The organism is Paenibacillus sp. FSL W7-1279 (assembly GCF_037969845.1).
Classification (GTDB): Bacteria; Bacillota; Bacilli; order Paenibacillales; family Paenibacillaceae; genus Paenibacillus_AQ.
This window is the reverse complement of the sequence record NZ_CP150215.1, coordinates 551,898-570,206: the sequence shown is the minus strand read 5'-3', so window position 1 is coordinate 570,206 and position 18,309 is coordinate 551,898. Positions and strand designations below refer to the sequence as shown.

Genomic DNA, 18,309 nt, shown 5'->3' with positions numbered 1-18,309 from the left:
ATGACCCTTCCATTATACACCAGGTAATGGCACCGCCTCATCATAACGTATGGCACGAAAACCAAGCCGCTCACTAATCTCATTCAAGTCCTCCCGTGCAAGAAAAGAAGCCTCCTGATCGCGTCCGCGCGCCAGCTCCTCCCCATCCACTCGAGCATTGCCGCACTGCACCATTTCCTCCGAATACAATGCCGGATGGGACAGGAAGAAATACTGGTCATCCGTTAAGCTGCCAAGCACCCTTTCAAACGACTCAACCCCGTCCGGCACGCCGCCCGGGAAAAAATTGTAGTAATGGCGATGGTTGATTAGCCCCTTCGCTTCAATCCAGCGGTCCAGCTCTTCCTGCAGCCCGGGTATGAAGCGCTCCGGCAGCATATGAGAATCGGCATAAGAAATGCTGAAGCCTGCTGCGGTCAGTTTATCAAGCTGGGCTTCGCATTCCAGGAGGATCTCCTGCAGCAAAGGCGGATGATCCTGAAACAGGAACGGATCCTGATAGAAATAACCGGACTCATCGACAAGCGAAGGAACCTGTTCCTTCGCGGCAACAGGTCCCCAGCGTACGTTATCCCACTCCGCGTTCAGCGTCATATGGAAACCGAAGCAGATGTCCTTGCGATGCGCCAACAGCTGCGCGGCCTCACCAAGATAAGGACCGGGCGCCATGATGGACACGTTTTTAATGAATCCGGCCTCAACGTCCTTGGCAATCGCAGCATTGGCGGAACGGCTGGAAGCATAATCGTCGGCCCTCGTAATGATCCGCCTCATTTTACCGCACCTGCCGCAATCCCTTTGATGATGTATTTCTGGGCGAAAATATAGAAAATGACAACCGGGATGATCGTCAGCGTCAAACCGGCCATCGCCTGGTTCCACACAATCGTGAACTCCCCGAAGAAATAGAAGGTCGACAGCGGGATTGTGCGCAGCCCTTTATCCGACAGCGTCAGCGATGGAAGCAGGTAGTCGTTCCACAGCGCAATGACGTTCAGGATCGCGATGGTCACGCTGATGTTCTTCAGCAGCGGGAACACGATTCGCCAGAACACGCCCAGCTTGGAGCAGCCGTCCAGCGTAGCTGCCTCCTCCAGCGCAATCGGTACCGATTTGATGAACCCGTGGTACAGGAAGACCGCCATACTGGACGTAAAGCCGACGTTCATATAGATCAAGCCCTCATGAGTGTTGAGCATCGGAATGTGCAGATTGGTGCGAATCCAGTCCATCACCTGCATCAGCGGCATCATCAGCGTCTGGAAGGGAATCAGCATGGTCGCCACGAAGGTGAAGAAAATAATTTTGCTCAGCTTATTATCCGTCCGCACCAGCATCCATGCCGTCATGGAGGCAAGCACGATGACGATAATCACCGAGATGACGGTGACATACAGCGAGTTGCCCAGAGCGGTGAAGAAATTCATCTTCTCCATCGCGGATTTATAGTACTCAAAGCTGAAGGAGGAAGGCAGCGCGAGCGCATTCTCATACAGCTCCGCACGATCCTTAAAAGAGTTAATCAGCATGATGAAGACCGGAGACAAGAAGACCAGCGAGGCGAGGAACAGCAGGATGTCGAGCAGCCATTTCCCTGATTTCTTCATTACATCTGCACCTCTCTTCTCTTCGTGATGATAACTTGCGTCAGCGTAAGTCCGGCCACAATCAGGAAGAAGATGATCGCTTTGGCCTGACCTAAACCATAATTACCGTAAGCAAAAATCTCGTTGAAAATATTCATCGCAAACATCTCCGTCGCATTGCTCGGTCCGCCCTTGGTCAACGACAGGTTCACGTCATAGATTTTGAACGCCCCGGACAGCGTCAGGAACAGACAGATCGTGAACGAAGGCATTAACAGCGGGAACACAATGCTCTTGAGTCGCTGCCACAGGTTGGCGCCGTCGACCTTCGCTGCCTCCATCAGCTCATCCGGAATCCCCTGGATGCCCGCGATGTAGATGATCATCGTATAACCCGCCAGCTGCCAGGTGAATACGGCGACGATGGCGTACAGCGCAAACTGCGGATGCAGCAGCCAGTTAAAGAACACGCTGTCAAATCCGGTCTTCTCGCCCAGGAAGCTGAAGGCATCCGTAAAAATAAACTGCCAGATGTATCCCAGAATCAGGCCGCCGATGAGGTTCGGCATAAAGAACATCGTTCGCGCCGCATTTCTCGAGCGGAGCTTCGTCGTTACCAACAGGGCAAAGGCCAGACCCAGAATGTTGACGCATACCAGCGCGAGCAGCGTGAATTGAACCGTATGCCAAGCCGATGACAGGAATCGTTCGTCCTGGAACAGCTGAACGTAATTATCAAATCCTACGAATACTTTGGGATTTGCCGGAATGCCATCCCAATTTACGAAAGAGTACACGATCCCGATAATAAACGGGATGAGAACCACGGTCGTGAAAATAAACAGAAGCGGCACCGTAAACAAGGCAAACCAGGCTTTATCCTTACTTTTGCTCATAATCCATACCTTCTTTCCGTTCCGGATGATTCCCGCAAGGCGGCATCAAACCTTGAATTCGTGTTAGAAAAAACAAAAGCCTAACGCTCATCATCGGAACGTCTGAGGCTAGGCTTTCATTTTCATGGAATTGTTATTTCAGGTGGTTATCGTTTTGCCTCGATTATTTCGATGCTTTCGCCCACACTTCATCCAGCTTCTGCAGGAACTGCTCTCCTGTCATGCCCGGATTCATGAAGTACTCCTGCGTAGCTGGAGCCAGGTCATTGGTGATGATTCCCGATGGGAAGTAGTTCAACGCCCAAGTGATCGTCTCACCCTTCGTGGTTGCTTCGTGCACCGCTTGAGACAATGGATCCAGATCGCCTGCTTCAATATTCGTTAGAGCCGGGATGAATTTGAAATCGTCCACGATGGCTTTCTTGCCGCTGTCGCTAGTAAAGAGCCAGTTCAGGAATGCGTTCGCGGCTTTAACTTCCTCAGCATCCGCCTGATTGTTTACGACCCAGTAGCTGGCCACGCCGACGGCGATTTTATCGTTGCCGGCAAGCGGGAACGGCATCATGCCCACCTTGGAGCCGAAATCGCCGAAGTCCGCAAGCATGGAATAACTCCAGTTGCCTTGGTGAACCATAGCCGTTTTTTCCGTAGCGAAGTCGCCCATTTGGCTATCGTATTTCACTTCCAGCGGATTCTTGGTGTTGGCCTTGATCACGTCCATGAATTTCGCCCACTCTTGGAACTCCTTCGTATCGGCCATCTTCACTTCGCCTTTGTTCAGCTGGTCGATAAAGGCCAGCGGATCGGATTGAAGCGCAAACGGCGTGTTGATGATATGTCCGATCAGGAAGTATGCCTCTTGGGACAGGCTCAAACCGTTCTTCCCGTCAGCCTTCAGCTGCTCCAGCGTCTTGGTGAAGGAATCCAGGTCCTTCATGTTAGCCGGATCCACCAGATCCTTGTTATACACGAGGCCGAAGCCCTCTACGCCGTATGGAACGCCGACCGTTTTATCATCGACCTTCAATTCCATGTCAGGCGCGATGTTCTTCACATACTCTTCGCCGCTCAAATCGGAGAAATAAGATTTCAGCTTCTCGGACTCGGGCCCTGGAGCCACGCTGAATATCGTCGGTCCCTGATTGCTGCTGAGCTTCGCTACCAGCTGCTGCGAATAAGCGTCTCCTGCGGCACCCCATACTTCAACCTCATTGCCGGTTTCTTCTTTATAGGTTTTAACCAAAGCTTCAAGAGGTTCTGTAATTTCAACTTTCGATTGGAAGAGCGTAATTTTCTTCAGCTTATCTCCCCCATCACCACCGGATGCTGCTCCAGAATCTTTGTCAGATGTACCACCGCAGGCTGCAAGTGTTGCAACCAAAACCGTTGCTGTAAGTATGCTAAATACCTTTTTTACTTTTTTCAAGTGACACGCCTCCCCCTTAAGGACTCTATAAAGTAAAACGTTTACAAACCCATCATAGGGCGGTTTACCTAGATTGTCAATAAAAATTGTACGCGTTTTCATAAAAATACTAAGTAAAAAAACTAGTAAAATTATTGATATTTTACTAGTTGCAATCATAAAGTTTATCTCACCGTTTTTCTCCACTGGATGGTGGCATTCAGCTTAAAGGGCTCCCTACCCGTTGTGCCCTTGATCATCTCGAGCAGCTCCTTCGCCGCCAAATAACCGCTTTCATAACGCGGGATCGCAATCGTGGTCAAACCGGCCATCGCCGCCGCATCCGAGTTATCGAATCCGGTGATCGAGATATCCTCCGGGACCCGTATTCCGTTCTCTTCCAAAGCTTTAATCGCGCCGAGAGCCATATTATCATTCGCACAGACCAGCACTTCAGGCAAGGCATTGCTCAGGATCAGAATTTTGGCGGCCTGATATCCGCTTTCCTCGCTGTAATCGCCATGGAAGTAATTGCGGCGGTCAAACACGATGCCATTCTTCGCAAGCGTATCCATAAATCCGGCGAACCGCTCCTTGTGATCCAGGGTAAACTCCAAACCGCCGATGTATCCGAAATTCGTAAACTGTTTATCCACCAAGGCCTGGACCATTTCACACATGACGGGGTAATTGTCCACGATCACGCTTTTGGTGTTGGCGTACTCATTATCAATAATCCGATCCATGAGAACGACAGGGAATTGCGGCGTGGCTACCGAGACTAAATATTCGTCCGTCATATTCCGATCCAAACTTATGGTACCGCTTGCAAATTTGCTGCGCATAAAATTGGTGCTGGATTTGTTCGTACAGATGATAAGGTCGTATCCATTCTCCGTCAGGCAATGGCTGATCCCCTTAATGATTTTTAAATAATAATCGCGATCAAAGTCGCTGAAGACGAATATAATCGTGTTGCTTTTATCGGATTTGGTTGACTTATGCGGAAAATAGCCGTGCTCCGAGCATAATCTCAGCACTCGCTCCCTCGTCTCCCGCCCCACGTTCTTGCGCCCGTTCAGCACGTTGGACACTGTAGACACCGAGACATCCGCGAGCTTTGCAATTTCCTTCAAACCACTCATGAATCCTATCCCCTCTCCAAAGGCGTTAGTAAATTTAATATAACATGGATTTATTTTTAATAAAATTTACTTATTTTGCTTGGATGAGATTTTCCTTGCATTATCATCCTTATCATTGTTTTTCATGATACGCTGCTCAGGCCAGAAGCCCTTTGTTCGTCACAGCAAAAAGCAGGCCACGGGAATCCATCGCCGTGACCTGCTAAATCAGGTAGATGCCACTAATCACCATCATGGGCGGTGTTGCCGCCGGGCTGGGTATCTCGCTGCTAACGCGTTCTTCCGTTAAGGACTGGGTCGATGCCGGGAAATTGCAGGCCTTCCAAATCCCAAGCGGTATCGCAGCTCCAAGGTCCATTTTGTATTCCGGCGCAGCCTGTTTCGCACCAGCGCCTTTAATCATTTTATTGAGCAATTTGAGAAGACCGAATAAATACTTCGACCGGAACGGGAAAAACCGTGACCCTAAGGGTCACGGTTTCTTGACGAGCCAATCACACTTATCTCGGTATTTGATCTGCCGAAGGCTGCAGAAAACCCGACACCTCGGGAGCCAGCACTTCCGGCGCCATCACGACGGCAGAATGGTCCTGACCAGACAGCATCCGATGCTCGCACTGAGGGAGCAAGTCAACCAATGCGCTCGCGGCCCCATGGAACATAGGTCCGCTGTTCTCGCCCGTCATCACCATGACCGGAACGTCGACATCCCAGCGAGCCGTTGGCAGCGGTTGACCGGATTGCGTGCTCCCCATGATCATGCCGTCATAGGCCAATGTATGCGCCATGCCCTCCATGACCTGCCAAGAAGGATCTGCCTTCATGAATTCTATATATTCCGCGGGGATTCCCAGCGCTGCCGTCATGAAATATTCTACGGCATCGCTGCGTCGATGTTCGGCCATCAGCGCATTCAAATGCTGCACGTATTCCGCCGGTACAGGTTCACGGCTATCGTCAATGATAAACGGCGGCTCATATAAAAACAGTTTTCTAACTTTACTGCTTCCGAGTCTGCTCGCCGCATCCAGCGCCAGAACAGCGCCCGAAGAACTTCCGAATACATACGCGCTGCCGCCCGCCTCCCGAATAAGGGAATCGATATCTTCGATCTCACGTTCAACGGCATACGGAGCCGTATCCGTACTGCTGCCTCGTCCCCGTCGATCATAATTGTAGACGGTAAAATGTTCAGATAGAAGCTCACCAAGGCGCTTTGTATCGTTGTGATCCGAAGCTGCAGCAGCTACAAGGATAACAGCCGGACCAGCCCCTTTCTTTTCATAAAAAATTCGGGTACCGTCATTCGATATCACGTAGTTCATGATCATCTCCCCTTTTATTGTCCTTTTATGTACAAACTTATTTCGTCCTCAAACCGTTCCAGCGTATCCGTGTATCCTTCCACCATTCCCATGACTTCCGCAGCTTCCAGTTCCTTCGCACTTGCAAAATGGGTTATGATGCTTAGCCTCGTTCCGTCTCCGTCCTCTTCAAACGCAACCGAGGTCAACATATCGCTGCCTGCTACGGAATTCCAGTTCTGATCCGTGAATGTGTCTGTAAATACGAGCCTCGATAACTCCACCACTTCGGAGTAGGTCGCCTTGCAAAAGGCTTCTTCCCCTTCTCCCACCGCATCGGGAGCCAGTTTGTAGCGCCATACGCCGCCCGGTCTGACATCCATCTCGTATACCGTGGCACTCCAATTCTTTGGCCCCCACCAGCGTTCGATGTGTTCCGGCTTAGTCCATCCCAGCCAGGACATCTTCAGCGGTATCGATACGACACGCTCCACGATCAGCTTCCGCTGCTCCCGGTCTTTCGTGACAATGGTCTTTCTACCCATATGAATTCCTCCTCTCTGTGAAATCGGCTCTGCGCGCAGAGCCGTAATTTCCTGTGGATCTACTAAAAAATTGATTAACTCTCCTTTCCGTTGAAGTCGCTCATATAGTCCTCGAACTTGTCGAGTCTTTCTTCCCATAGTCGACTGAACGAATCGAACCAGACGTCCAGCTCCTGAAACGGCTGGGCTTCAAGACTATAGATGCGCTGCTGTGCCTTCTTACGGACTTTTACCAGCCCGGCCTCGCTCAGTATCCGCAGATGGCGGGATACTTGGGGCTGGCCGATGCCCAGAATCTCTACGATGTCGCTGACCGATCTCGAGCCTTGCTTTAAGAGCTCAACGATGTTGAAGCGGTTCGGCTCTGAGATCGTAAACAGGGTTAATTGCATAGCTGATGTATTCATGATTTAAATATACACTTAAGCGTATATACATGTCAATGAATGTATAGAATTTTTTCACATCATTTTTTGACATCAAAAAACATGGCAACCGTTCACTCTGCATGCTGCAGGGTTTATCCAGATACCCAGATGAGCACGCTAATGATCCAGTGGCTAGGCCCTGCTCACCTGTCCAGGGGCTCTAAAAACATTAAAAAAGAGGCCCACTATAGCGGCCTCTTTGCTATAAACTACTCTATAAATTACGATCATTCAAAGCTATAAAGCTTTCAGACATCCTTATGGCTGAATGGACACCTGATGCAGCTGCATGATGCCGTTCGGATGCCGCCAGAAGCCCTCCACCTTGCTGCTGACTCCGTTTAAATACTCCTGATGATGGATATACAGCATCGGCGCTAACTCAACCAGCTTCTCCTGCGCCTGTTTATAGATGAGCTTGCGCTTCTCCGGATCATTCTCTTTGCGCCCGTCATCCAGCAGTTTATCCAGTTCCGGATCCTTCGTAAAGGTACGGTTGCCCGGCTCCCCTACATTTTTGGAATGGAACAATTCATACATGCCATAGTCGGCATCAGCCGTTACCGTGGACCATCCGAGAACAAACATATCATGCTTGCCTTCCGCGGTTTGGGCCAGATATGCTCCCCACTCCACCACTTCGATTTTGACTTCGACGTTCAATTCCTTCAGCTTGGATTGTACGTACTCGGCGATCTTAATCCGTTCCGGATTGTCATTGGTCCAGATGGTCGTCGAGAAGCCACCCTCGTAGCCGGCCTCTTTCATTAGCTCTTTCGCTTTGTCGATGTTATGTTCAATCGGCTTGACGGTAGCATCATACCCGTTCACGTCCGGTGCCAGCGGACCGACGGCAGGGATGCCCGTGCCTTCGTAGATGCCCGAGATGATCTCATCCTTATTGATGGCCATCGATAGGGCTTGCCGCACCCGCACATCGTTGAACGGCTCTTTGTTATTGTTAAACCCGATATAAGACAGACTCAGCGATGCCTGACGGTTCAGGGACATGCCGTCCGTGCTCTCAATGCGGCTGATGCTGCTCGGCGACACCGGATCGATAATATGCGCATAGCCGGTTTCCAGCTCCGCGATCCGCGTTCCCTCTTCGCTTACGACCTTGAACGTGACCCGTTCAACCTTCGCTTTATCTCCCCAATAATTGGCATTCGCAACCAGCTTCACTTCCTGTCCCGGGTTCCAGCTCTCTAATTTGAAAACGCCCGTGCCTACAGGGTTCTGTGCCAGATACGCGCCTGCTTTCTCTCCTGCCTTCAGCTTCTCGTAATCCAGCTTGATGGCTTCCGCACTAATCATGCTCACCGCAGAATGGGCCAGATGGGCAAGCAGCGGCGAGAAGGCATACTCGGTCACGAGCTGCACCGTGTATTCGTCAACAACTTTAACCTCTTTAATCATGCCGACAAGCGATGCGCGGGGAGAAGCAACCTCCGGATCCTGCATACGATCAATGTTGGCTTTGACTACCTCTGCATTGAATGGAGAGCCGTCGGTAAACTTCACGCCTTCTCTCAGCTTGAACTCCCAGGTCAATTCATCGATTGCTTTCCAGCTCTCGGCAAGCCCCGGTTGAATATTCAGATCCTTATCATGAATCACCAGCGTGTTATAGATATGCGTTGTCATTACGCTCGTTTGCTGGTCCGTCGACATATGAGGGTCCATGGATGGCGGATCAGAAAGCCAGGCAATCACAAGCTCATTCGCACCGGTATTGGCCGTTCCTTCGGGAGGATCTTTGGCCCCCGGCTCAGGAGCTGGCGTATTGGTGCCGCTTGGCGGCGTTTCGGGGTTACTGCTCTTGCTTGGACCGCCGCACGCCGACATCATTACGGTAAGTATGAACAGGATGCAGACAAGCCATTTGAATCTTCTATTACCTGTCATGTGAAACAAACTCCCCCTTCTCAATCAAAATAGGAAAATATTTCATACACAGTTAACATATATTTTACTATTTGATATTTATACCAGTAGAAGCCAGATTTACCTCACGTTTCTACGACACCAATTCTGACATCCATACTTGGAGAAAGGATGATTTCACGTGCCTAACATGACTGCTGATGCCAGAGCACAAGAATCGCTCCCTAGTGGAACCCGCCTTGCACAATGGAAATCTTTCTATCACCGTCTGAAGAAGAACAAAGCAGCCTTATTCGGGGGCTATTTTCTCCTGCTGATGATTCTTATCGCGATTTTCGGCCCCCTGCTCACCCAGTATGATCCGACCAAAGTGGATTATTCTACGAAACTGCTAAAGCCGTCCTCTGCCCACTGGTTTGGTACGGACCACAACGGAAGAGATATTTTTACAAGGATTATCCATGGCATGCGTCTCACGCTCTCGGTCGGTTTTATCTCGGTCATCATCGGAGCAGCCTTTGGTGTCTTGCTCGGAATCATCTCCGGCTATTACGGAGGTAAATGGGATGCACTCATTATGAGAATTACTGATGTTATGCTGGCGTTCCCCGGCATTCTGCTGGCTTTGGCGGTTGTCAGCGTCCTTGGAAAAAATCTGTTTAACGTGATCATCGCCGTCAGCATCTTCTCGATCCCCACCTTTGCCAGAGTCGTGCGCGGCTCGACGCTGGCCGTCCGCAAGCTCGAATATATTGATGCCATGCGTTCGCTGGGCGCAAGCGATGGACGAATCATCTTCGGACATATATTGCCGAATATCACATCCCCTATCATCGTGCAGGCTACGCTGCGGATTGCCGTCGCTATCCTGACCGCCAGCGGCCTGTCCTTCCTCGGTCTTGGCGCACAGCCGCCGACGCCGGAGTGGGGAGCGATGCTGAATGATGGGCGCAACTATATTATGGATCACCCCCATGTTGCCCTGTTCCCCGGTTTATCGATCGTGTTCGTTGTCATCGCGTTTAATCTGCTGGGCGACGGCTTACGAGATGTTCTTGACCCGAAAATGAAAAAATAATGAAAGGAGCTGCCGGGCCATGCTCATCTATTCCATTCGAAGGCTGATTCAGACGATACCCGTTGTCATTGGTGTAACCATCGTTGTCTTCCTGCTGATGCACCTCATTCCGGGAGATGCGGCGCAGGTTATTATCGGTGAAGGGGCACCCAAGGAGCAGGTCGAGAAGATCCGCGAGAACCTGGGATTGAACGATCCGCTGCCGCTTCAGTATTGGAACTATGTCAGCGGCTTGCTGCAGGGGGATTTGGGAGATTCGATCCGCAGCAGCCGCCCCATCGCCGATGAAATATTCAAAAGCCGGTTCTGGATCACCGTCGAGCTTGCCGTGTACTCTACGATCCTGGCCGTATTCCTCGGCATTCTGGCCGGCATCATCTCCGCCGTCAAAAAAAGCTCGCCTGCCGATATTGGCGTCATGTTCATCGCCCTGTTCGGACTGTCGATGCCAAATTTCTGGCTGGGGCTGATGTTGATCCAATATTTTGCCGTCGATTTGGGCTGGTTCCGTCCCTCCGGCTGGGGCACGTGGTCGCAAACCGTCCTTCCCGTGATCACGCTCGGGACCGGCGGCGCCGCCATTATTGCCCGAATGACCCGGTCCAGCATGCTGGAGGTCATCGGCCAGGATTATATCCGAACCGCCCAAGCCAAGGGCGTTCGGGAACGCGTCATCATCTACCGGCATGCCTTAAAAAACGCCATGATTCCCGTCATTACCGTCATCGGCCTGGAATTTGGCGGCCTGCTGGGCGGGGCGGTGCTGACCGAGTCCGTATTCGCCGTGAACGGCATGGGGCGCTACGTCATCGACTCGATCCGGGCAAGGGATTTTCCGGTCGTACAGGCAACCGTGCTGGTGCTCTCGATCATGTTCGTGCTCGTAAACCTGCTCGTGGACATCTCCTACCGCTACTTCAACAAACGCATTGATTTCGATTGATTGGCGATTTTCCGTCTATCGCGGTTTGAGTGTAGATGGACACGGTGGGATTCACTATCTGGCGAAAACCGAGCTATTTTGCGGACTTATAACCCACTGATTACTGTAGTCAAGCCGTTTGGGGGCCCATTCGGACACACGATCCGCTAATCGAACATTTGGGGCCTATCAGGACACACGACCTGGGAGCCAATTCGGACACACGATCCGCTAATCGAACATTTGGGGCCTATCGGGACACACGACCTGGGAGCCCATTCGGACACACGATCCGCTAATCGAACATTTGGGGCCTATCGGGACACACGACCTGGGAGCCCATTCGGACACACGATCCGCTAATCGAACATTTGGGGCCTATCGGGACACACGACCTGGGAGCCCATTCGGACACACGATCCGCTAATCGAACATTTGGGGCCTATCAGGACACACGACCTGGGAGCCCATTCGGACACACGATCCGCTATTTGCCCATAATTGGGCCATTTTCGAATCCACGCGGACACACGATTCGTTAATGCATCCAAAATCACGGATTACTCCTGGAATTTCTCGCAATAACGGATCTGGTGTCCTCAACCTGCTGCTAAAAGGCGAAGAATTAAGAAATAACGGAACCACGGTCCTCAACTACGCTAATGCAGCCATACTGAACCGTTTTAAGTCCATACACACCTTCGATATATGGAAGTTATGGGCCATTGCGGATCTTTAATCCACTAGTTACCTGAAATCGAGCCGTTGGGGGAGCCTTTTCGGACACATGATCTGCTATTTGCTGATAACCGACCTATTTTCGAGGCTATGCGGACATTTAACCCACTAATTACTGTAATCGAGCTGTTTAGGGGGCCTTTCGGACACACAATCCGCTATTTACCGAAAACCGATCCATTTGGGAGACCATCCGGACAGAGGATCCGTTAATGCACCCAAAATCACAAATTTAGCCTGTAATATCTTGCAATAGCGGATCTCATGTCCTCATACCTCCACTAAAAGGCAGAAAACAAAGGAATAGCGGAACTACAGTCCTCTAATAGCATCAAATATCGCTAATCCAGACCAATCGAGCTGTTGGTGAGTATCATACGGACACACGATCGGCTATTTACCGAAAACCGATCCATATGCGAGTCCATCCGGACACACGATCCGCTATTTTCCGAAAACCGATCCATTTGGGAGACCATCCGGACACACGATTTCCAAAGCCAATTGAAAGCGAAGGGAGCTTAGACAAGATGGAACAGCACGCATCAAGCTTGCTTACGATCAAGAACCTGCGAACCTCTTTTTTCACCGAACTGGGCGAAGTAAAAGCTGTGGATGATATCAGCCTAACCGTACGCAAGGGGAGGACGCTCGGGATCGTGGGCGAATCCGGTTCAGGCAAAAGCATATTGTCCCTGTCCATCCTGCGGCTAATCTTTCATCCGGGACGAATCGTAGGAGGCCAAATTCTATATAACGGTGTGAATCTGCTCGAACAATCGGACCGGCAGATGCGCAAAATAAGGGGCAATCAGATCTCGATGATCTTCCAGGAGCCGATGACATCGCTCAACCCGGTCTTCACCGTCGGCGATCAGATCGCGGAGGCCTACCAAATCCATGAGAATCTGAGCAAAAAACAAGCGATGGACAAAGCCGTTGAAATGTTGAAACTGGTCGGCATTCCCTCTCCGGAAAAAAGAGTCCGGCAATACCCCTTCCAGTTGTCCGGCGGTATGCGCCAACGTGTCATGATTGCTATGGCGCTGGCATGCAATCCAGATCTGCTCATTGCAGACGAGCCGACCACGGCGCTTGACGTGACCATTCAGGCTCAAATTCTGGAGCTGATGAAAGAACTGCAGCGGAAGCTGCAGATGTCGATTATTTTTATCACGCATGATCTGGGCATCGTCGCGGAAACCTGCGATGAAGTAGCCGTCATGTACTGCGGAAAAGTCGTGGAATATACCGATGTACGGACCCTATTCAAACATCCGAAGCACCCCTACACCATTGGCCTGATGAACTCGCTGCCACGGCATGATATCGATAAGGAAACGCTGGAGCCGATTAAAGGCTCGGTTCCAAGTCCCTATGACCCACAGGAAGGCTGCCGCTTCGCCCCCCGCTGTCCCCATGCAATCAAGCTGTGCTATGACAAACTGCCGGAGCTTCAGGCGCTGGAGGATAACCAGCAAGTCAGGTGTTGGAAATATACCGATCAATGGGAGCCGGAAAGCGAGGTGAACGTTCTGCCATGAGCAAAGAGCTGTTAACGGTAAAAAATCTCAAGCAGTATTTTCCGATCAAGGGCGGCGTCCTGGGCCGTACCGTCAACTTCGTAAAAGCCGTGGATGATATTTCGTTCTCCGTACGTGAGGGGGAAACTGTCAGTATCGTGGGCGAATCCGGCTGCGGCAAATCAACCACGGGCCGGGCCATCCTGAGGCTGGACGAACCGACCTCCGGCGAGGTGCTGTTCGAAGGAACCGATCTGCTCTCCCTGAATAAAGCCCAGATGAACCGAAGGCGTAAAGACCTGCAAATGATTTTTCAGGACCCCTATGCTTCGCTGAATCCCAGGAAAACAGCGCTGCAAGTCCTGGAAGAAGCGATGGACATTCAGAATGTTGTTCCAAAGAAGGACCGGCGGGGACGGGCCATCGAGCTTCTGGAAACGGTCGGCCTGGCCGCCTATCAAGCCAATCGGTACCCGCATGAATTCAGCGGCGGACAACGGCAGCGAATAGGGATCGCCCGCGCCTTGTCCGTGAATCCCAGGCTGATCATCAGCGATGAAGCGGTCTCTGCGCTTGACGTGTCCATCCAGGCACAGGTGCTCAATCTGATGAAGTCGCTGCAAACCGAATTCAAGCTGACCTATCTGTTTATCTCTCATGATCTCGGGGTTGTCCGGCATATCTCGGACCGGATTATTGTGATGTATCTGGGGAAAATCGTGGAAATCGCGGATAAGCACTCCCTCTTCCGGCGCCCGCAGCATCCTTACACCCGCGCTCTGCTGTCGGCCATCCCGACACTGGATCCCGAGCGCAAGAAGGAACGCATCATTCTCAAGGGGGATGTCCCGTCCCCGATCAACCCGCCTTCCGGCTGCCGGTTTCATACCCGCTGCATGTATGCCACGGATCGCTGCCGATCCGAAGCTCCGTTGCTTCGAGAAGTCGATGAGCGCGGAGGCCATCAGGCGGCCTGCCACTATATCCAAGAGATCGCAGCCGGTGCGCTGGAGAAGGTGTAGCTTATACGCCGAACGGATAACGGCACCTCTCTATAAAAGAGAAAAAAGCGAGAGCCCAAGGTCTCGCTTTTTCTTTTGCAAAAGTTTAGCCTGCTAACGGAAATCGAAGGATGATCTCCTACGAGAACAGCAGCCGAGCCTATAAACAGAATCGCGCAGCTCCAGAAGACTTTTATTGCAACCAAAAGTGACAGCCTCCCCTGATCGCTCGGGATATGCCAGAATGTACAGAAATTTGCCAGTAACACCGAAAAGCCCGGCAGCTTCCGCCGCCAGGCTAATTTATCAGCAATTCAGTTATTCACTTTCAACGGGCTACCGCCTCCACATTCACCATTTTGGAGTTTGGAGCTTACATTCTGTCGTTTTGTCCACCCTCAACCATAAATCGAACCATCACTGCAGGAGCTGCACGCTTTTCATTAGCAGCCCTTTACCTGGATCTCGCCGTGCCTGTAACATGCAACGCAAAATCCTCCGCATAACGCCGCAGCTCTTCATCCGTCAGCTGCATGGCATTATGAACGGTAAATACCGGCAAGTACAACGCGCCCACCAGGCTCGCCGTCACTTCATAGGGCCGGGTTAGCTCTTCCACCGTGTAGCGGTTGTATCCTTCGCTGCCATAGGCTTCCGCGGCTCCGCCGGTCGTAACAGCTAGGCCCCACTCTTTTCCATGGAGCTTGCCCCCGCCGGGACCATACGCCCATCCAAAGGTCAGCACCTCGTCGAACCAATGCTTCAGAAGGGGCGGAGAACTGTACCACCAAAAAGGGAATTGAAACACGAGGCGGTCATGCTGGAGCAGCAATTGATGTTCGGCCTCGATATCGATGTGTCCATCCGGATACCGCTGATAGAGGTCATGCACCGTCACCTCATGATGATGTATAACCGTTTCGATTAGTTCGCGATTGATCCTTGATCCCTCATGCAGACCCGGATGTGCAACGATTACCAGTGTTCTCATGTATGGTCCCACCTTTTTTTGTCTCGTATATGTATACAAAAGGTATCAAGCCCGGATAACACCCGAATATGAGAAAAGTCACAGGTAGCGTTATTTGGTCTGTGATACTGTAGCAAGGAACATAGCGGGCGGAAAAAGTACGCCAAGGGAGGAGAATGAGGACGTGGCCCTTGTTATTCAAAATGTCAGACTGGCCCATCGCATCTATCGACTTACCGTTCAAGGCAGCTATTCGGCACGAATGGGACAGTTCTTCATGCTTCGCTGCTGGGATGCCTATCCCGTGCTATCACGACCGATCAGCATCCATAATCTGACGGAGGACTCCGTTTCCTTCTTATATCGCGTGCACGGAACTGGCACATGGCTGCTGTCAGCGCTTCAAGCGGGTGACAAGATTCAGCTGGAGGGGCCCTTCGGGCAAGGATTCCCTAGGCCGCAAGGCCGGACGGCACTGGTAGGAGGCGGCATTGGAGCAGCCCCCGCTGCTGCTGGCTGCGAAGGAAATTCCTGAATCCAGCGTCTATCTGGGATATACCGGGGTGCCCTTCGCGGTCAACGGATTTCACGAAATCAGCCGCAATGTCACCGTCAAATCCGGCGGCACCATTGTAGATGCCGTGGACCCGAGCTGCTATGACACGATATTCGCATGCGGACCGGTTGCCATGATGCGCAGTCTGGCCCAAAAAGCGGAAGGTACCAATGCCAAGCTCCACGTCTCCATCGAGAAGCGAATGGGCTGCGGCATCGGGGCATGCAACAGCTGCACGTTAACCTCCGCTGGCTCAAGCCGCAAGGTATGCACCGATGGCCCCGTATTTCCGGCGAAGGAGGTGAACTGGAATGATCTCCATCGATTGTGAACTGGCGGGCGTACCGCTGGTGAACCCGATTTTGGCGGCATCGGGCACGTTTGGATTCGGCAAACCGTATGCGGATCTATATCCGCTTCGCAAGCTTGGAGGTATAATCTCCAAGGGATTGACCCTGACGCCACGATTCGGCAATTCAGGAACACGGCTTTATGAAACGCCATCCGGCATCATGAACAGCATTGGCCTTGAGAATCCGGGCATCCACGCTTTTCTGGAGCATGAATTATCCGAGATGACCTCGCACGGGACGGCAGTCATCGTCAATCTTGGCGGCGGCACCATACGGGAATACACGGAGGGCGCCGAGCTGCTTACCGAAGCCAGCCTCAAGTTACGGTCATCCGGCAAACGAGCCGTCGACATGATTGAGCTCAACATCTCCTGCCCCAACATCAAGGAAGGCGGGCTGGCCTTCGGCGTTGAGAATGAGCAGGCTCAAGAGGTGGTTCGCGCAGTCCGGAAAGCGACCACGCTGCCGCTGCTCGTCAAGCTCTCTCCCGGTGCGAGGGATTTGAAGGAAATGGCTCGCATGTGTGAAGCTGAAGGCGCTGATGGTCTTTCGCTCATCAATACGATCCAAGCGATGGCGATTGATATTCGGGAACGTCGCAGCGTTTTTGACAGAGCCTACGCCGGATTGTCGGGACCGGCAATTAAGCCGATAGCGCTCCGCATGGTCCATCAGGTAGCACGGTCAGTATCCATCCCGGTTGTTGGAATCGGCGGAATCAGCAGCGCCGAGGACATCCTCGAATTCATCATGGCAGGTGCGGCAGCCGTACAGATCGGAACCTACAACTTCATCAACCTGCGCGCAGGCGATACCCTGGCCGAAGAATTGATGGAATTGATGGAAAGCGAAGGCATCCAATCGCTGGATGACATTCGAGGCATTATCTGACCCATGGTGCTTCATGAGCAATCGACGGGAATCAACTCGAACATGAAGCACCGACACTGTTTGTGATTTTTTTCACCGATAACTATTCCTTTTAAGAATAAAATGAACTCAAGAACAATATTTGTGAAGTAATTCACAAAATTATAGGAGGAAACCAGAATGAAAAGGACACTCTCTCTATCCCTCTCTGTCATGTTGATGTTTGCGCTGCTCGTAGGCTGCGGAGGCAACGGAGACAAAGAGCCTGTCACTACGGACAAACCGGCGGAAAGCCAAAACACGGATACCACAACTAATGCGGAACAGCCTGCACAAGATGGAACCCTGCAGGACGGCTTATATTACGCTGAAGGCGAGTTTGCCGAAGACTCCGGCTGGAAGGAACTTGTTGCCATTAAGGTCGAAGGCGGCAAGATCGTCAGCGCCAACTGGAACGGACTTCATAAGGACGGCGGCTTGGACAAAAAGACATTTTCCGAAAAAGGCTTCTACGGCATGAAGGAAAAAGGCGGCGCTCAAGCGGAATGGCATGAACAGGCAGCCAAAATGGAGGAATACCTGGTGGCTCAGCAGTCGGTTGAAGGCTTGACCTTAAACGACGAAGGCCGCACGGATGCCGTATCCGGGGTATCGATCCATGTCAACGGATTTACCGAACTGGCAGCAAAAGCGCTGGCGGCGGGACCTGTTGAAGCAGGACCGTACAAAGACGGCAGCTATCACGCAGAAGGGGCTGATTTTGACGCTAAGTCCGGCTGGAAGGAAACCGTCGACGTTACCGTTATTAACGGCAAGATCACCGCTGTCAGCTGGAACGGCATTCATAAAGACGGCGGTACCGATAAAGTTACCCGTTCCAAATCCGGTGAATACGGCATGAAGAACGGCGGAGCTCAATCCGAATGGCATGAACAGGCTTATCAAGCTGAGCAGTATTTGATTGAAAAACAAGATCCGCAAGCCATCGTAACGGCGGAAGACGGTAAAACCGATGCCATCTCCGGTGTGTCGATCCACGTCAACGGATTTGTAGAGCTGGCAACAAAAGCACTCGAAGGCGCCAAATAAGCACAAGAGCGAT

17 protein-coding genes and 1 pseudogene are annotated in these 18,309 nt (G+C 51.8%); 7 read left to right on the top strand and 11 right to left on the bottom strand.

What is annotated here, in order from left to right:
* Positions 1 to 12: 12 nt before the first annotated feature.
* The 10 genes from MKY82_RS02395 to MKY82_RS02350 form a co-directional block, all read right to left on the bottom strand.
* The gene (locus tag MKY82_RS02395; protein WP_339295408.1) at positions 13 to 774 is read right to left on the bottom strand and encodes a polysaccharide deacetylase family protein; all 762 of its coding nucleotides are present in this window, start codon (positions 772 to 774) and stop codon (positions 13 to 15) included.
* Positions 771 to 1,607, bottom strand: coding sequence for a carbohydrate ABC transporter permease (locus MKY82_RS02390; protein WP_194540592.1), 837 nt, complete (start codon positions 1,605 to 1,607; stop codon positions 771 to 773). The genes MKY82_RS02395 and MKY82_RS02390 overlap by 4 nt, the downstream gene beginning before the upstream one ends.
* Entirely contained in the window at positions 1,607 to 2,482 is an 876-nt protein-coding gene (locus MKY82_RS02385; protein WP_194540591.1) for a sugar ABC transporter permease, read from the bottom strand. Before MKY82_RS02385 ends, MKY82_RS02390 begins: the two co-directional genes overlap by 1 nt.
* A gap of 163 nt (positions 2,483 to 2,645) precedes the next feature.
* On the bottom strand, positions 2,646 to 3,908 hold the full coding sequence (locus MKY82_RS02380) for an ABC transporter substrate-binding protein (RefSeq protein ID WP_339295407.1): 1,263 nt from the start codon (positions 3,906 to 3,908) through the stop codon (positions 2,646 to 2,648).
* 164 nt (positions 3,909 to 4,072) lie between these two features.
* Positions 4,073 to 5,032: a LacI family DNA-binding transcriptional regulator gene (locus tag MKY82_RS02375; protein WP_071219137.1), complete on the bottom strand. Its 960-nt coding sequence runs from the start codon at positions 5,030 to 5,032 to the stop codon at positions 4,073 to 4,075.
* Positions 5,033 to 5,234: 202 nt separating this feature from the next.
* The gene (locus MKY82_RS02370) at positions 5,235 to 5,435 is read right to left on the bottom strand and encodes a hypothetical protein (protein WP_194540589.1); all 201 of its coding nucleotides are present in this window, start codon (positions 5,433 to 5,435) and stop codon (positions 5,235 to 5,237) included.
* Between the two features lie 97 nt (positions 5,436 to 5,532).
* Complete coding sequence (locus MKY82_RS02365) at positions 5,533 to 6,357, bottom strand: alpha/beta hydrolase (protein WP_339295406.1); 825 nt, start codon at positions 6,355 to 6,357, stop codon at positions 5,533 to 5,535.
* Positions 6,358 to 6,371: 14 nt separating this feature from the next.
* The gene (locus MKY82_RS02360; protein WP_194540587.1) at positions 6,372 to 6,881 is read right to left on the bottom strand and encodes an SRPBCC domain-containing protein; all 510 of its coding nucleotides are present in this window, start codon (positions 6,879 to 6,881) and stop codon (positions 6,372 to 6,374) included.
* A 74-nt stretch (positions 6,882 to 6,955) separates the two neighbouring features.
* On the bottom strand, positions 6,956 to 7,288 hold the full coding sequence (locus tag MKY82_RS02355; protein WP_233354722.1) for a metalloregulator ArsR/SmtB family transcription factor: 333 nt from the start codon (positions 7,286 to 7,288) through the stop codon (positions 6,956 to 6,958).
* A gap of 279 nt (positions 7,289 to 7,567) precedes the next feature.
* Positions 7,568 to 9,217, bottom strand: a complete 1,650-nt coding sequence (locus tag MKY82_RS02350) for a glutathione ABC transporter substrate-binding protein (RefSeq protein ID WP_339295405.1) — start codon at positions 9,215 to 9,217, stop codon at positions 7,568 to 7,570.
* 169 nt (positions 9,218 to 9,386) lie between these two features.
* Here MKY82_RS02350 and nikC point away from each other — a divergent pair, with 169 nt between their 5' ends.
* From nikC to MKY82_RS02330, 4 genes are all read left to right on the top strand, one after another.
* Entirely contained in the window at positions 9,387 to 10,274 is an 888-nt protein-coding gene (nikC, locus tag MKY82_RS02345) for a nickel transporter permease (RefSeq protein WP_233355157.1), read from the top strand.
* Between the two features lie 19 nt (positions 10,275 to 10,293).
* The gene (locus tag MKY82_RS02340; RefSeq protein ID WP_012818632.1) at positions 10,294 to 11,217 is read left to right on the top strand and encodes an ABC transporter permease; all 924 of its coding nucleotides are present in this window, start codon (positions 10,294 to 10,296) and stop codon (positions 11,215 to 11,217) included.
* Positions 11,218 to 12,464: 1,247 nt separating this feature from the next.
* Positions 12,465 to 13,478: an ABC transporter ATP-binding protein gene (locus tag MKY82_RS02335; protein WP_194540583.1), complete on the top strand. Its 1,014-nt coding sequence runs from the start codon at positions 12,465 to 12,467 to the stop codon at positions 13,476 to 13,478.
* A complete protein-coding gene (locus tag MKY82_RS02330; protein WP_339295404.1) occupies positions 13,475 to 14,479 on the top strand; it encodes a dipeptide ABC transporter ATP-binding protein in 1,005 nt (334 codons plus the stop codon). The genes MKY82_RS02335 and MKY82_RS02330 overlap by 4 nt, the downstream gene beginning before the upstream one ends.
* A gap of 433 nt (positions 14,480 to 14,912) precedes the next feature.
* Here the strand turns inward: MKY82_RS02330 and MKY82_RS02325 are convergent, their stop codons facing one another.
* Complete coding sequence (locus MKY82_RS02325) at positions 14,913 to 15,449, bottom strand: NAD(P)H-dependent oxidoreductase (protein WP_339221208.1); 537 nt, start codon at positions 15,447 to 15,449, stop codon at positions 14,913 to 14,915.
* A gap of 163 nt (positions 15,450 to 15,612) precedes the next feature.
* Between MKY82_RS02325 and MKY82_RS02320 the strand changes: the two are divergent.
* The 3 genes and pseudogenes from MKY82_RS02320 to MKY82_RS02310 all read left to right on the top strand — a co-directional run bounded on the left by MKY82_RS02320 (position 15,613) and on the right by MKY82_RS02310 (position 18,296).
* Positions 15,613 to 16,315, top strand: a pseudogene (locus tag MKY82_RS02320) (dihydroorotate dehydrogenase electron transfer subunit).
* Positions 16,296 to 17,228, top strand: a complete 933-nt coding sequence (locus tag MKY82_RS02315; RefSeq protein ID WP_194540579.1) for a dihydroorotate dehydrogenase — start codon at positions 16,296 to 16,298, stop codon at positions 17,226 to 17,228. Before MKY82_RS02320 ends, MKY82_RS02315 begins: the two are co-directional and overlap by 20 nt.
* Before the next feature lie 159 nt (positions 17,229 to 17,387).
* Complete coding sequence (locus MKY82_RS02310; RefSeq protein ID WP_339295403.1) at positions 17,388 to 18,296, top strand: FMN-binding protein; 909 nt, start codon at positions 17,388 to 17,390, stop codon at positions 18,294 to 18,296.
* Positions 18,297 to 18,309: the final 13 nt, after the last annotated feature.

Coding starts and splice junctions, on each gene's coding strand:
- MKY82_RS02395 (WP_339295408.1), bottom strand. CDS start 774: ATGAGGCGGATCATTACGAGGGCCGACGATTATGCTTCCAGCCGTTCC.
- MKY82_RS02390 (WP_194540592.1), bottom strand. CDS start 1,607: ATGAAGAAATCAGGGAAATGGCTGCTCGACATCCTGCTGTTCCTCGCC.
- MKY82_RS02385 (WP_194540591.1), bottom strand. CDS start 2,482: ATGAGCAAAAGTAAGGATAAAGCCTGGTTTGCCTTGTTTACGGTGCCG.
- MKY82_RS02375 (WP_071219137.1), bottom strand. CDS start 5,032: ATGAGTGGTTTGAAGGAAATTGCAAAGCTCGCGGATGTCTCGGTGTCT.
- MKY82_RS02370 (WP_194540589.1), bottom strand. CDS start 5,435: ATGATTAAAGGCGCTGGTGCGAAACAGGCTGCGCCGGAATACAAAATG.
- MKY82_RS02365 (WP_339295406.1), bottom strand. CDS start 6,357: ATGAACTACGTGATATCGAATGACGGTACCCGAATTTTTTATGAAAAG.
- MKY82_RS02360 (WP_194540587.1), bottom strand. CDS start 6,881: ATGGGTAGAAAGACCATTGTCACGAAAGACCGGGAGCAGCGGAAGCTG.
- MKY82_RS02355 (WP_233354722.1), bottom strand. CDS start 7,288: ATGAATACATCAGCTATGCAATTAACCCTGTTTACGATCTCAGAGCCG.
- MKY82_RS02350 (WP_339295405.1), bottom strand. CDS start 9,217: ATGACAGGTAATAGAAGATTCAAATGGCTTGTCTGCATCCTGTTCATA.
- nikC (WP_233355157.1), top strand. CDS start 9,387: ATGACTGCTGATGCCAGAGCACAAGAATCGCTCCCTAGTGGAACCCGC.
- MKY82_RS02340 (WP_012818632.1), top strand. CDS start 10,294: ATGCTCATCTATTCCATTCGAAGGCTGATTCAGACGATACCCGTTGTC.
- MKY82_RS02335 (WP_194540583.1), top strand. CDS start 12,465: ATGGAACAGCACGCATCAAGCTTGCTTACGATCAAGAACCTGCGAACC.
- MKY82_RS02330 (WP_339295404.1), top strand. CDS start 13,475: ATGAGCAAAGAGCTGTTAACGGTAAAAAATCTCAAGCAGTATTTTCCG.
- MKY82_RS02325 (WP_339221208.1), bottom strand. CDS start 15,449: ATGAGAACACTGGTAATCGTTGCACATCCGGGTCTGCATGAGGGATCA.
- MKY82_RS02315 (WP_194540579.1), top strand. CDS start 16,296: ATGATCTCCATCGATTGTGAACTGGCGGGCGTACCGCTGGTGAACCCG.
- MKY82_RS02310 (WP_339295403.1), top strand. CDS start 17,388: ATGAAAAGGACACTCTCTCTATCCCTCTCTGTCATGTTGATGTTTGCG.